This window comes from Stenotrophomonas sp. SMYL41, from assembly GCF_036319965.1.
GTDB lineage: Bacteria > Pseudomonadota > Gammaproteobacteria > Xanthomonadales > Xanthomonadaceae > Stenotrophomonas > Stenotrophomonas maltophilia_R.
Window position 1 is genome coordinate 64596 of the sequence record NZ_JAWIRX010000008.1, and the last position, 13571, is coordinate 78166.

The 13571-nt window shown below is 66.7% G+C and carries 18 protein-coding genes; 14 read left to right on the forward strand and 4 right to left on the reverse strand.

The features are described 5' to 3' along the window. Window positions 1-8 precede the first annotated feature (8 nt). From V3B30_RS11180 to V3B30_RS11195, 4 genes are all read right to left on the reverse strand, one after another. Window positions 9-2147, reverse strand: coding sequence for a TonB-dependent receptor (locus V3B30_RS11180; protein WP_262083214.1), 2139 nt, complete (start codon window positions 2145-2147; stop codon window positions 9-11). 129 nt (window positions 2148-2276) lie between these two features. After that, on the reverse strand, window positions 2277-2675 hold the full coding sequence (locus tag V3B30_RS11185) for a DUF2946 family protein (RefSeq protein ID WP_262083251.1): 399 nt from the start codon (window positions 2673-2675) through the stop codon (window positions 2277-2279). 225 nt (window positions 2676-2900) lie between these two features. Beyond that, window positions 2901-3155 carry a hypothetical protein gene (locus V3B30_RS11190; protein ID WP_262083213.1) on the reverse strand — a complete coding sequence of 85 codons (255 nt, stop codon included), beginning with the start codon at window positions 3153-3155 and terminating at the stop codon, window positions 2901-2903. Between the two features lie 11 nt (window positions 3156-3166). Continuing rightward, window positions 3167-3391: a hypothetical protein gene (locus V3B30_RS11195; protein ID WP_262083212.1), complete on the reverse strand. Its 225-nt coding sequence runs from the start codon at window positions 3389-3391 to the stop codon at window positions 3167-3169. Window positions 3392-3875: 484 nt separating this feature from the next. Between V3B30_RS11195 and V3B30_RS11200 the strand changes: the two genes are divergently transcribed. The 14 genes from V3B30_RS11200 (at window position 3876) to V3B30_RS11265 (ending at window position 13564) form a co-directional block, all read left to right on the forward strand. Next, window positions 3876-6212: a VapE domain-containing protein gene (locus V3B30_RS11200; RefSeq protein ID WP_262083211.1), complete on the forward strand. Its 2337-nt coding sequence runs from the start codon at window positions 3876-3878 to the stop codon at window positions 6210-6212. Then, the gene (locus V3B30_RS11205; protein WP_262083210.1) at window positions 6212-6487 is read left to right on the forward strand and encodes a hypothetical protein; all 276 of its coding nucleotides are present in this window, start codon (window positions 6212-6214) and stop codon (window positions 6485-6487) included. The genes V3B30_RS11200 and V3B30_RS11205 overlap by 1 nt, the downstream gene beginning before the upstream one ends. Before the next feature lie 75 nt (window positions 6488-6562). After that, the gene (locus V3B30_RS11210; protein WP_262083209.1) at window positions 6563-6832 is read left to right on the forward strand and encodes a hypothetical protein; all 270 of its coding nucleotides are present in this window, start codon (window positions 6563-6565) and stop codon (window positions 6830-6832) included. 7 nt (window positions 6833-6839) lie between these two features. After that, the gene (locus V3B30_RS11215; protein ID WP_262083208.1) at window positions 6840-7478 is read left to right on the forward strand and encodes a hypothetical protein; all 639 of its coding nucleotides are present in this window, start codon (window positions 6840-6842) and stop codon (window positions 7476-7478) included. Between the two features lie 153 nt (window positions 7479-7631). After that, complete coding sequence (locus tag V3B30_RS11220; protein ID WP_262083207.1) at window positions 7632-8015, forward strand: hypothetical protein; 384 nt, start codon at window positions 7632-7634, stop codon at window positions 8013-8015. 355 nt (window positions 8016-8370) lie between these two features. Continuing rightward, window positions 8371-8799: a Mor transcription activator family protein gene (locus V3B30_RS11225; protein ID WP_262083206.1), complete on the forward strand. Its 429-nt coding sequence runs from the start codon at window positions 8371-8373 to the stop codon at window positions 8797-8799. Then, window positions 8796-9146 (forward strand): hypothetical protein, encoded by a 351-nt coding sequence (locus tag V3B30_RS11230; protein ID WP_005408337.1) that lies wholly within the window; start codon window positions 8796-8798, stop codon window positions 9144-9146. Before V3B30_RS11225 ends, V3B30_RS11230 begins: the two co-directional genes overlap by 4 nt. Further along, window positions 9143-9628, forward strand: a complete 486-nt coding sequence (locus V3B30_RS11235; RefSeq protein WP_262083205.1) for a glycoside hydrolase family 104 protein — start codon at window positions 9143-9145, stop codon at window positions 9626-9628. The genes V3B30_RS11230 and V3B30_RS11235 overlap by 4 nt, the downstream gene beginning before the upstream one ends. Further along, a complete protein-coding gene (locus tag V3B30_RS11240; RefSeq protein WP_262083204.1) occupies window positions 9625-10002 on the forward strand; it encodes a hypothetical protein in 378 nt (125 codons plus the stop codon). Before V3B30_RS11235 ends, V3B30_RS11240 begins: the two co-directional genes overlap by 4 nt. A gap of 358 nt (window positions 10003-10360) precedes the next feature. Continuing rightward, window positions 10361-10915, forward strand: a complete 555-nt coding sequence (locus V3B30_RS11245; RefSeq protein ID WP_262083203.1) for a hypothetical protein — start codon at window positions 10361-10363, stop codon at window positions 10913-10915. Then, window positions 10912-11502, forward strand: coding sequence for a phage baseplate assembly protein V (locus V3B30_RS11250; protein WP_262083202.1), 591 nt, complete (start codon window positions 10912-10914; stop codon window positions 11500-11502). Before V3B30_RS11245 ends, V3B30_RS11250 begins: the two co-directional genes overlap by 4 nt. 52 nt (window positions 11503-11554) lie before the next feature. Beyond that, on the forward strand, window positions 11555-11893 hold the full coding sequence (locus V3B30_RS11255) for a GPW/gp25 family protein (protein ID WP_010483777.1): 339 nt from the start codon (window positions 11555-11557) through the stop codon (window positions 11891-11893). Between the two features lie 2 nt (window positions 11894-11895). Further along, window positions 11896-12792: a baseplate J/gp47 family protein gene (locus tag V3B30_RS11260; RefSeq protein ID WP_262083201.1), complete on the forward strand. Its 897-nt coding sequence runs from the start codon at window positions 11896-11898 to the stop codon at window positions 12790-12792. 220 nt (window positions 12793-13012) lie between these two features. Beyond that, window positions 13013-13564, forward strand: coding sequence for a phage tail protein I (locus V3B30_RS11265; protein ID WP_262083250.1), 552 nt, complete (start codon window positions 13013-13015; stop codon window positions 13562-13564). Window positions 13565-13571: the final 7 nt, after the last annotated feature.

Here is a 13571-nt window from a genome sequence, read left to right on the forward strand (position 1 = left end):
GCGCGTCCTCAGAAGCGACGGTCGACGGTGAATTCAATGCGCCGGTCCGCACCCAGCAGCCACTGCGTGCTGGTGTAGTACGCGGTGGCGTAGTACGCCTTGTCGAACACGTTGAACAGGCGCGCAGACAATCGCGTGCGCGGTGCTGCCTGCCAGGTCAGCGCCAGGTCGGTGGTGCTGTAGCCGGGCAGTTCCAGCGTGTTGGCATTGTCGGCATAGCGCTTGCCGACATAGCGGACGCCGGCCGCCGCGCTCCAGTCCGGCAGGAACTGCCAGCTCAACCATGCATTGGCCAGGCGTTCGGCTACGTTCGGCGGCACGTTGCCATCACGCGACACCAGCATCGGCGGCGAGCCGGTCGTCTCCAGGAAGTCCTCGAACTCGGCCTTCAGCACCGTGGCGTTGGCGTCGAGCGACCAGTGCGGCGCGAAGTTCCAGTTCAAGGAGGCTTCTATGCCACGCGAGGTCTGCGCGCCCACCTGCACGCGGCGATCCGGCACCAGCGGATCGCGGCTGAGCAGTCCGGTCTTGCGGATGCGATACGCGGCCAACGTCCACTCGCCGCCGTCGAAGGCCTGCTTCAGGCCCACTTCGATCTGCCGCCCCTTGGCCAGGTCGAACGCTCCGTTGGCCGGGCTGATCATCAGCAGTCCGCTGACAGGGTCTGCCGCCTGCGAGTACTGCGCATACAGGCTCAGCGTCGGCTGCAACGCGAACACCGTACCTGCGCGCCAGCCGGTGCTGCTGTAGGTCTTCGAGAACGCGTTCTGGCCGCCGATCAGATCGGAGCGATCGATGCGCGCGCGGTCGTGGCGCAGCCCACCCAGTACCGACCAGCGTTCGCTCAATGCCAGCCGGTCCTCCACGAACAGCGCGTATTGCTCGGCACGGTTGCGGTAGCGCGGCAGGTTCGGCGCGTCGCTGGTGAACTGGCCCGGAATCGGATCGAACGGATCGACCGGACCCGAGCTGCCGGCATAGCTGTTGTTGGTGTGCTTGAAGTGCGCGCGGTTGGCATCCAGGCCCACCGCCAAGCTGTTCGCCCAACCGCCCACATTGCCCTGCACACGCAGCGTTGAGGTCAGTCCGGTCTGGTCCTGGTTGTGGGTGATCTCGGTATTGCCCGATCGATCAATCAGACCGGTGGCGCGGTTGTAGACATAGGCCTCGGCATTGCGCCAATCGCGCTGGCTGTCGATCTGGTAGAGGCGCGTGCGCCATTCGACGTTCGCGCTCGGCGTCCACAGTGCATCGAGCTGGGTCCAGCGGTCGCGATAGCGGATCTCGCTGTCATCCACGTTGTAGTTGCGGTGGCGCAGCGCCTCCAGCTGGCGGCCATCCACCAGCGGCGTGCCAAAGTAGCGCATCGGTTGCTGGTAGCCCTGCGCATGGGTGAGGGTCAGCTGCAGGTCCGCACGCGGCTGCCACAACAAGGCACCGGAGAAGGTGGTGTCACTGTTGCGGCCACGGTCAACCCAGCCACCGCCGTAATTACCACTCACGTCCAGCCGGTAGGCCAGCTCGGGCGTCAGCGCGCCACCACTGCCGAAGCCCAGCCGCGCGGTGTCCTCGCTGCCCACGGTCACGCTGATCTCGTTCTCGATGGCGCCGCGCGAGGGCTTCTTCGGCACGATGTTGACCACGCCGCCGATCGCACCGTCGCCATGGATCACCGAGGCCGGTCCACGCAGCACTTCGATGCGCTCGATCGACCAGGTATCGAACGGGAACGTGATGCCCACGCCGCCGTACTGGCGCAACCCGTCGTACAGGCGCATCACCGAAGCGCCGTCGGTGAAGCCGCGGCTGGACAACGCACTCAGGCCGTTGCCGGGGTGCGGCATGGCACTGATGGCGCCTGCCCGGCTGATCGCATCGTTGAGGTTCGTGTCACCGCGCTGCTCCAGCTGTTCGCGCGAGATGACGGTCAAGCTCGCCGGTGTCTGCAGCACGCTCAGGCCCAGCGTGGAACCGGCGCTGGCGGTGGACGAAAGTTCGCCGCTGCGGGTGTCGACCACGCGCACGGTATCCAGCGTCGTCGGTGGTGCCGCGTCGGCGGCAAGCAGGGGCGCGGCATGCAGGAGCAACGCGCACAGGACAGGCAGCGTCGCCCGGCGCAGGCGCGTGGAGTTGGGGGTCGTTTTCATTTTTTCACGGCATGCAAGGCCACCCCGCGATGGCAGGGCAGCAATCAGAAAGTGACAAACACGCGCGTGCGGGCGCCGGCCATGGCCGGCAACCTCATGGATGGAAGATCAATGCAGCGCGCGTGCGGCTCAGGCGGCCATGAAGGCCGGCGGTCCGCGCGCTCCCAATGTGCCGCTGATCCGTTGCGGCAACGCCCGCACTGCACCGCGCAACGCGCGGCAGACCGGTTCCATCGGCGCCAGCAGCAGCAATGCGGCCACCAGCAGGGTGATCAACCGCGCGGCGATCAGGCAGTAATCGCAGTCCACGCCCATCCCATGGTCGGCGTGTGGATCGGCAGCCGGCTTCGGCGCTGGTTCAGCGTGCCGCATCGCCATCGCGTGATGGCCGCGGTGGCCCTCCATCGCGTGCTGCGCATGCTCTGCGTGCGTCGCGTGGCCCATCATGGCTGCCACCGGTGCGGCAGCGACCACGTGGCCTTGTGCCAGCCAGCGGCTCACCAACGGGGCGAGCAGCACCAGCAGCATGGCAAGCCATGCCAGGGCCTGGAACCGGCGGTGGAGGACAGAACGACGCACGCCACCATTCTACGGGGCGATGGCCAACCTTGGACCACGTTCAGGGTTTCCAGAAAGGTGCTGCGACGTTATGACGCAGCCTCGGGATGACGCAGCCTCGGGCACGGGCGCCCTCCATGGCCCCAGGGGGACGGAAGGCGACCTTACGGCCCCTTCCGTCCCCGCGTCACATCGCTAGAACCGTGCGGGCTGCTGCACCGCGCGTTCCAGGAACATGACGCCCGCCTGCAGGTTGTTGCGGGCGTTCTCCAACCAGCGCTCCGGATCGGCCACCGCGAATCGCTCCTGTGCATCCACATCACCCGAGTCGGCCAGGTCAGCCAACTGCAGATGGATGTGGTTCTCCACCAGGCTCACCAACAGGGCGAGCTCGGCCGACAAACCGGCGATGCGTTCGGTGAAGCCAGCGTCGTTGCTGTTCAGAGACATGTCCCCTGTTCCTATGCGTTGCGGTGTTGATGGATGGCTTCGAAACGCTCGGCACAGGCAGGCCCACAGAACAGCCTGGCCGGATCGTTGTCGAAGTCTTCGCTGCAGTCCGGGTTGTGGCATTCCCCATTGGGCGTGAGAGGGGCAGCGCTGCGGGCCCGCGTTGCGTGCTGGGCCAGTGCTCGTTGCAGATGGCGCGCGTCCAGTTCCTGCGCTTCGTCGATGGTGTCCGTCATGCGGGTTGTATTTTATCGAGGGGTCGTCGCACTGATTGAGAACGTCGCGTCCGCGGTCTGCGGCACGTATGCGCCGGGCCGGGGCATTTCATTGAGGTCGGCTTCAGTCATGCAGGCTCCTTGTGCATGGACGCCCTGGCGGGCGTTTGAGAGAGAGTGAAGGGCCGCTTCGAACGGCCCGACCATCATCCGGAAACCGGTTCTCGCCGATTGCGACACAAGGCGGCGATGATGCTGATCTGCGATCGCAGTCGCATGTCCAACGCATGGAGCGCCGACGGCGGCTCCGGGGATGACAGGTATCCAAAGGTGTTGCAAATGACAGGCCCATCCGACACCATGGTCGCGTCACCACCTTCCACCACCTACTAACCACTTCGCGTCGGGCCGCCGCCGCGTGGCCTGCACATGGCAGGCATCGCACAGCGCTGTTGCCGTCCACGGCCGCTGTGTACCGAACAACGCTCCAAGGGGGTCCCGCCGAATGTACACACCGCACCCAACGCAGGACATCGTTCCAGCGTTCCTGCAGGCCATGCATGCACACGGCATCGTGCCGGACGCGCGCGGACGCGATGCACTCAACGCCAACGGCACGCTGGTGCGCTTCCACGTGGAGGGTGACCGCCGTGGCACGCGCAATGGATGGGCGGTCCTGTTCGGCGACAACGTGCCCGCCGGCGAGTTCGGCAGCTGGCGTACCGGCACCCGTCACGCCTGGTGTGCGCAATCACCGGCCACGCTGAGTCCCACTGAGCAGCGCGCGATCCGGCAACGCCAGGAATCGGCCCGGATCGAACGGGAGCGGCAACAACGCGAGCGCGAGGATGCCGCGGCCAAAGCCGCCAACGTACTGTGGCAGCGGGCCATGCCCGCCGACGACAGCCACCCCTATCTTGCCCGCAAGGGCGTACGCGCCCACGGCGTGCGCGTGGCGGCGTGGCCGGTACGCAACAGCGATGGACTGGTGTTCCGCCACATCGAGAATGCGCTGTTGGTGCCGGTGGTGAACACTGCCGGACGCATCGTCTCCCTGCAGGCGATCTTTCCCCATGCCGACCCGGCACTGGGGCGCGACAAGGACTTCCTGGCCGGCGGCCGCAAGCAGGGCTGCTTTCATGTCATCGGCAAGCCATTGCCCGGGCATCCCATCGCCATTGCCGAGGGCTATGCCACTGGAGCGTCGATCCATCAGGCCACCGGCTGGTGCGTCGTGGTAGCGTGGGACGCGGGCAATCTGACGGCGGTGGCCCGTGCCTGGCGCAACGCCGTGCCCGATGCCTCGTTCGTGCTCTGCGCGGATAACGACCAATGGACGCGGCAACCGCTGGAAAACCCTGGTGTCAGCCAGGCTACGCAAGCTGCGGCGGACATCGGTGCGCGGGTGGTCTGGCCGGAATTCGCCATCGTGCACGGCGACGATGATCGCCCCACCGACTTCAACGACCTGCATCGGCGTGAAGGCCTGGAGGCACTGCGCGCGCAACTTGCTCCCGACCCGCCGTGTGCGCCGGATGAAGCACCCGTCGACACTGGCACAAGCTCCCCGGCCGCCGCGAGCTATCAGGTTCCCGGCAACCTCTCCGCCTTCGATACCTTCACTCCGTTCCCGGACAGCAGCGCACGCGGTCGCCCGTTGCCGACTGCGCGCAATCTCGCCGAGCTGTGCCGGCGTACCGGCGTTACGGTGCGCTACAACGTCATCCGCAAGGATCTGGAGATCCTGGTGCCGGACCTCCAGTCCACGATCGACAATGCCAAGGAGGTTGCCGCCGGCGAAGTGATGGACTGCATGCACCGCGCCGGCATGGCCACCGCCAGCTTCGAGACCAACCTGTGCCAGGTGGCCGAAGCCAATCCCTACAATCCCGTTGCAAGCTGGATTACCTCACAGCCCTGGGATGGCCAGTCCCGCCTCCAGGCGTTCTTCGATACCGTGCAGGAAGCCCAGCCCACGCGCATGGCCGATGGCCGCATCCTGAAGGAGGTGCTGATGCGGCGCTGGCTGATCTCCGGCGTGGCGGCGGCCTTTGAACCGGATGGTGTGGTCGCTCGTGGTGTACTGACCTTCGTCTCCAGGCAGAATCTGGGCAAGACGCGCTGGGCACGGCAGCTGGCACCGGCCGAACTGAAGCTGATCGCCGATGGCGTGGTACTCGATCCCGCCAACAAGGACAGCGTCAAGCAGGTCATCTCCAAGTGGATCGTGGAATTGGGTGAAGTCGACGCCACCTTCCGCCGCACCGATATCGCCGCACTGAAATCATTCATCTCGCGCAGCCACGATGAAATCCGCCGGCCTTACGCGCGCACTGAATCGCGCTATGCGCGGCGCACCATCCTGTTCGCCAGTGTCAACGACGAGCGCTTCCTGCGTGACGCGACCGGCAACAGCCGCTGGTGGACCGTGCATGCCGTGGCATTGGGTGAGCCGGCGCGGATCGACATGCAGCAGGTGTGGGCCGAAGCCCATGCGCTGTACCGCAATGGCGAGACCTGGCACCTGTCCACCGAAGAGCTGGATGCCCTCAATGCGACCAACAGCGAGCACGAGCCCATCTCGCCGATCGCCGAGCTGATCGACCGCCACTTCGACTGGTCCCTCCCCGCCGAGCATTGGAGCACGCACTACCGTGCCACCGAGATCGTCATCGCGGTGGGCATCGACAAACCGAACCGGCGCGAGGTCAACGAGGCCGCCGCCTACGTGGTGAAGCGGCATGGCGTGCGTACCCGCGTGGTGGGCAAGGAGCGGGCAAAGGTGTGGCTGATGCCGCCGCGCAGCCGCAGCCTCGCCGAACACATCGCAGGACCGTTCTGATGCCACGTACCCATGATGGCCGCGAGGTCGGCAGCGACAGCGCCGAGTGGCGCCTGGACTGCGAGGCACGTCGCCTGCTGCAACTGGCGGGCTACCGCTGCATCGACGCTCAAGGACGGTGCAGAACGATCAGCCCGCGCCGGCATCGCCAGCAGTACCTTGAGCGCGTTCAGGTCGCCCGGGGTCCTGTGGAGCGCGAGCGGTTGGCATCGCTGGCGGTACGGCAATGGAGCGTCAATCCAGCCTCCCGGCCCGATCAGGATGATAGTGGATGAAAGGTGTTGACTGGATCGATCCGCAGGGGCAAGATGGCTGTATCGGCCACGCCACCTTCCAGGAGCGCTTCCGCCATGCCTCGACCCCGACTGCATGCCTTCGAAGGTGAGCAGCTCACCGTGCGACAGATCCACCAACGTGTACCGGTACTGTCCGAGCGGACCATCCGCGATCACCTTGCTGCCGGCCGTCGTACGCGTACCGCCATGTTGTGCTTTGACCCGATCGCGGCGGCAGCGCGGGGTGGCCGGATCACCCAGCGCATCCTGCGCGCCCGCAGCACCGCCGAACCGCCGCACGGGATTCCTGATCCACCGGCAGCGGCCACGTTCTTCCAGGAGTAGATTCCCCATGATTCCCGCTTCCCTCGACAGCGGCCATCGCATGATCGCCGACACGCTGGCCGCGTTCCGTGCAGGGCCTGCCCTGGCCAGCACTGCGCTTCGCGCACGCCCTCAAGCGGGTCCGCCGCTCTACATCGGCATCGCCGGCGCCAAGCGTGCGGGCAAGGACACCCTCGCCAACGGGCTGGCGTCGGCACTGGCACTGCCCTGCGACAGCTTCGCCGCACCCCTTCGGCAGTTCGTCGCGTCCATCCTCGGGCTCTCCCTGTGTGAGCTGGACCGCCGCAAGGAGGACACCATCGACTGGCTGGCCAAACTCACCCCTCGCCACCTGATGCAGACTGCGGGTACCGAATGGGGCCGCGACCGCGTCCATCCCGAGCTGTGGGTACGCTCGCTGTTCGCGCGCCTGCCTGCGGGAGGACTGGTGCCCGACGTCCGCTTTGCCAATGAAGCCCGCGCGATCCGTCGCCGCGGTGGTGTCGTGATCCGCGTCAGCCGCCCGGGCCATGGCAGCCATGACACCCACGCCAGCGAGCAGCCACTGCCCGATGAGCTGGTCGACATCGAGGTGAGCAACGATGGCAGCCAGGCCGATCTGGTACGCAGGACGCTGGACCAGCTGCTGTCGCGCGGCGTGATCTGAGCCTGGAGCAGGGCCGCGCTGACCTGTCTTTTCCCTGACCCAACCGCAGGTTCCGGCCCATCATCGGCGAAAATGATGTAAGGTCGTCCCCCATCACCGACGGCACCTGTCGTCACCCTGCATCCCCAACCATTTTCGCAGAGAGGAATTGTCATGGAGGTCGAACAGTTCACGTCGACGCGCCAGAAGGCCATCGAATTGTTCAAGTCGCAGCCCAAGGGTGGCAAGGACATCGTGAGCCTGGACGCGATCTTCATCTCGTTGTGCTCGCTGGCCAACGCGGGGGCCGAAACCGGCACCACCCGGCAGGATCGAACGGCAGCCCGTCCCGGCAGCCAGCAGCCTCCGGCGCCGTGGTTTACCGAGACCCTGGCCGCCCTGAAGGGCAAAGGCGAATCGATCACCGTGGCGCGGTTCCTGATGTTCGCCAACCGCTTCCCGGTCAAGCGCATGGACCAGGTCAATGCGGCGCGTTGGCTGCGTGACGCCGGTTACATACCGCGCAAGACCGGCGGCAACCTGGTGTTCGACCTTTGATCCAGCACCACCTGCGGTTCTGAAGCCCCGGCACTGTCCGGGGCTTCTTCGTTTCAGGGCCTGCTCACCTGCATGAGGACGGCCAACGGGAAGCCATCCTCACCCCGTACCTGCCACATCCCCTTGATCTGCCTTTCCCTCCCCCTGTGAGGACTGCGAGTACGAAGGAAAGAGCGACCATCCGCAGCGACAGCCCACGGCCGCAGGGCGTCGCGGGCCGCCGTGCGGCCCTCCTCACCCGTCCTCGGGATGCCGATGAATATCTTCAGCACGCACACCCCGAAGTAGACGAAAGGTGTTGACTAGCACTAAGGGATGGCAACAGTGGAGATCAATGCCACTGAAGACATCCTCCATGAATGCCCTGCCCGACAGCATCCAGACCCTGGCCGAGGTCATCGGCGAATCCGCAGCCCTCACGCTGGTGCGTACGTGGCCGCCGACCACCTCCAGCACCACCGGCCGTCATCGCGTCATCGTCTACGTTCCCTCCACCCTGCCCGACCGGCATCGCCTGATCGACATCCTCGGCCGCGACGTTGCCCAACGGCTGGTCACCCACTTCGGTGGCGAGCTGCTGTTTCTGGCCTCGTGCTTTGCGGCCAACGCCCATGAGCGCCGCGAGCAGATCGCACGAGCGGTCGCCTGCGGCATGCCGCGCGAGCACGTCGCGCGCGAGTTCGGTGTCTCGCAGACCACCATCAAGCGCGCCCTGCGTGGCGCGCGTTCCGCGCCGCCACCCGCGGTCCATCCAGCCCTGCTCAAGGGGTACGCGCGCGCATGAACGAGAGTGACCTGCTGGCCGGTGTACCGGACTGGGCCAAATATCTGGGGGGAACTTCGGGTGTGCTGATCGCGGTGTCGCTGTGGCTGCGCCAGTGGTTGTCGTCGGCCAAAGTCGACCGCACCGCAGACGAGGCCACCAGCAACACCCTCCGCACCCTGCAGGAGCAGCTCGCAGCCGAGCGTACCCGCGCCGACGGGCTGATGCACGAGCGCGAAGCAATGGCCCAGGAAATCGGCCAGCTGCGCGGCGAGGTCAGCGCCCTGCGTGCGCAGATCGCCCAGCAGAGCGTGCAGATAGACGCTCTGTTGAACCTGGTGCGCAAGCAGCCGGGGGCCGCCGCATGACCGCCGCTGCAGCCAGCGCCCTCGGTGGCGCCAACGTCGCCGCATTCCTGGACATGCTGGCGGTATCCGAAGGCACAGACATTCCCAGCCAGCGCTCGGATGACCGCGGCTACGATGTGATCGTTGGTGGCCAGCTGTTCAACGACTACCGCGACCATCCCCGCGTGCTGGTGTCACTGCCACGCTATGGCATCAAATCCAGTGCCGCCGGTCGCTACCAGTTCCTGCGCAGTACCTGGGATGACCTGCGCGCGCGGCTGGGCCTGCCCGACTTCGGCCCGGTTTCGCAGGACCGCGCAGCCGTGGCGCTGCTCAAGCAATGCGGTGCCTACGAGTTGATCCGCCTCGGTCGCTTCGACGCCGGCATCAACGCCGCACGACGCATCTGGGCGTCGTTGCCGGGCGCCGGCTACGGGCAGAAGGAGCACGCGCTGGAAACACTGCGCATGGCTTACCGCGCCGCCGGCGGAGGCCTGCAGTGACGCCCGTCGCCCTGCGTTTCCGCATGGGCCTGCTGGTCCTTGCCGGTACCCACGCATGCTGTGCCTGGCTGGGGTGGACGCTGCGGGACCGCAGCGCGGACCTTGCCACCGCCACCGACCAGGCCGCACGGCAGGCATCCCGCGCTGAAGCGGCGCAGGCCGCACATCGGCAGGACCTCGGCAACGCCCGCGCCGGTGCGCAGGCCGAATCGCAGCGGCTGGCCACGCAGGCCCAGCGCACCCGGCAGTTCCAGACCCTGCAACAGGACATCGAGACCCATGCCAAGACTCCTGGCCGTGACCGCGGCGATGCTGATGCTGAGTTCGTGCGCATCTGGCGCGAAGCCAACGCCGGCCGCGCCCTGCCGCGTTGATCTCAGCATCGCACCCGCGCAGCTGCGTGCGCCGGACGAGCTGCCGGACCTGCAAGCGGCCAACGACGATGCGCTCCTACGCAATCACGTTGCGGTCGCACGGCAGTACCACGCACTGGCCGACCAGCTTCGTGCCCTGCTGTGCAGCCTCGGCAGCCAGCAGGGAATCACCCTCAACGGCACGCCGCCAACAGCCCCCGCGGAGTGTACGGCCACCGGCACTGTCTCCGCACAACAACTGCGCTGATCCCCGCGGCCACGCCTGCAATGTCCCATGCCACGGGGATGGCAACACTGGATGCAGACAGCGCGCGCCCCCCCAACCAGGCGCGCCCTCCCATTCAACGCACGAGCTGACATGGCAACCGACGCCCCCTCTTCCATTCTCGACACACTGCACTCCGCCATTGAAGCCGCGGTCCGCGCGCGCTTCCCGGACTTCGCAACCGTCGATTTCTATCGCGAATCCAGTGCTGAAGGCCTGGCCACACCGGCTTGCCTGCTGGCGATGACCCGCTGTGATCGCAGCAAGGACAATGACGATGGCAGCGGGCAGATGCAGGCACTGCTGCGCTTCGAGGCACGCGTCGTGGTCGCTGCCACCCCTGCCGACGCGGCACTGCAGCTGCGCAAGGCCGCCGTCGCGCTCGCCACCTGGTTGCACCAGCTCGGGCGGTTCCCCGGTGCGGCCAGTGGCGCGATCGAAGTGATCAGCGCACTGCCCGAAGACGCAGCCACGGCACAGCCGGGCTTTCGCACTTGGGTCGTGGAGTGGTCGTTGCCGGTCGCCTTGGGCAGCAACGCCTGGGAGGAGACCGGAGGCGTAGTTCCCCAGGCCTTCTACAGCTTCGTGCCGGAGATCGGTCGTGCGCACGAAGCACGCTATCAGCCCATCGACGGAGCAACACCATGAGCGCCGAACAGGCGCGGCTGATCGGCAACCTGCTGATGATCGGCGTCGTGCGCGAGCTGGACGAAGCGGGCGGCCGCGTGCGCGTGGATGCCGACGGCATGCTGACCGACTGGATTCCCTGGCTGGAGCGCCGTGCTGGCCCGGGCGTGCGCAGCTGGTGTGCACCCGAACCCGGCGAGCAGGTGCTGCTGGCGTGCCCCTATGGCGACCCGGGCCAGGCCCTCGTTCTCGGCAGCCTCTACCAGGACCGGTTCCCGGCGCCGGCCGACTCGCGACTGCGGCACCGCACCGAGTTCGCCGACGGCAGCGTCGTCGAGTACGACCGGGAAACCGCCACGCTCAACGTCGATGTCGGCAGCGGCAAGGTGATCGTCGCCTGTGCAAGTGCACAGGTGATCGCCAGCGAATCGATCGTGCTCGATACGCCATCGATCAAGGCGACTGGCGACCTGGACGTCACCGGTGCGATCAGCGCCGGCAAGGACATCAGCACACCGGGCGAGGTCAAGGCCGGCGCCATCGGCCTGAAGGCACACAAGCACACCGCACAGGGTCCGACCGCACCCACCACGCCCGCGCAGCCCTGAGCGGCCACGCGCGCAATGCCCTGAAAACCCGCACTCCACGACGATAGAGGCCATGCGAGGAATCGACGCCAACACCGGAAAATCACTGGATGGGCTCGCCCATCTGCACCAGTCCGTGCGTGACGTTCTCACCACGCCCCTTGGCTCCCGGGTACTGCGCCGTGAATACGGTTCACGCGTGTTCGAACTGATCGATGCGCCAACCAACCGCTCACTGCGCATGGACCTGATCGCGGCCACCGTCGACGCACTCGCGCGATGGGAGCCGCGGCTTCACGTCGAGAACGTCGACGTCTCCCTCCCCGCCCCCGGCGTGATGATCCTGGCAGTGACCGGGATCCACCTGCCGGACGGCGAGGCCATCACCATCGAAGGAATCGAGGTTCGCTAACCGTGGCATCCGGCTCGTTCACCAGTGTCAATCTATCCCAGTTGCCTGCTCCGGCGGTCATCGAAGTGCTCGATTTCGAAGCCATGTTCGATGAGTCCCTGACCGCATTGCAGGCGCTGGATCCCACTTTCGACGCGCTCCTGCCGTCGGACCCGGCGTTCAAGATCCTGGAGGTCTGCACGTACCTGCGCCTGCTCGATCGCCAGCGCGTCAACGACGCTGCGCGGGGCGTGATGCTGGCCTACGCGGTCGGCAGCGATCTGGACCATCTCGCTGCGATCTTCGGTGTCGCCCGCCAGGTGCTGGACCCAGGCAAGCCTCAGGAGGGCGTTCCGCCGCGCTACGAGAGCGATGAAGATTTCCGCCGGCGCATCCAACTCGGGCCGGAAGGCTTCAGCGTGGCTGGGCCGGAAGGTGCCTATGTGTTCCATGCACTGAGCGCCGACCCGCGAGTACTCGACGCAAGCGCCACCAGCCCTACGCCGGGCGAGGTCGTGGTCTCGGTGCTGTCGCGTGAGACGGATGGAACCGCCACCCAGGGCCTGCTCGACATCGTCGAGGCGAAGCTGAGTGCGGATGATGTGCGTCCGCTGACCGATCACGTGCTGGTGAAACCGGCAGCCATCGTCAACTACACGGTCGACGCCGCACTGTTCACCTTCGCCGGCCCGGACTCGCAGGTGGTGCTGGCCGAAGCACGCACCCGCCTGGACCGCTACATCAGCGAATCGCATCGGCTGGGCCGTGACGTCACCCGTTCGGGATTGTTCGCCGCACTTCACGCCGAGGGTGTGCAACGCGTGGAGATCGCCAGCCCGGCAAAAGACATCGTGGTCGATCGCACCCAGGCCACGTATTGCACCCGCATCACGCTGACCCATGGCGGCAATGATGAGTGACGACATCACACGCCTGATCGGCGCGCGTCTTCGCGGTGCCATCGATGGGCGCAACCGCATCTTCCGTCACCCGGGTGGTGCACTGGCGACCTTGCAGACGGTCTACCTCACCGACGAGCAAGGGCGGCAGCGGTTGCGCGAAGTTGCCATCAGCGGCGCAACGGTCACCCTGCCGGCCGCCCCGGCACCCGGCACCCGGATCGAAGGCGACGCGCAGATCGTGGTCCCACGTGGCGCAAACCTGCTTCCCCCCAACGCCACCCGCGCCGAACGTGGACTGGCCTGCGCCATCGTCGCCCGTCCGCTGCCGGTGGACATCACCGCACTCTGGGACGCCGACCGCTGTCCAGCCACCTTGCTGCCATGGCTGGCCTGGGCCTTGTCCGTGGACGAATGGAAGGCGTACTGGCCCGAGCCCGTGAAGCGCGCGCGCGTACGCACCGCCATCGCCATCCAGCGCCGCAAGGGCACGGCCGGCAGCGTGCGCGATGTCGTCGCAGCCTTCGGTGGTTCGGTCCTGATCCGTGAATGGTGGCAGCTTCAGCCCAAGGGTCCGCCACACACCTTCGAAGCCGTGATGACCATCGCCAACCAGGGCGGCCAGGCCGCAACGGCCATGTTCGTCGAGGACGTCATCGATGAAATCCGCCGGACCAAACCTGTGCGATCCCACTTCACCTTCACCCAGGGCATGCAGGCCGACGCAGCTGTCGGCGTACTTGCAGGTGCCCACGCCACGGCCTTCCGCCGCATCCAACTGATCGGAGAGTAATCCCCGC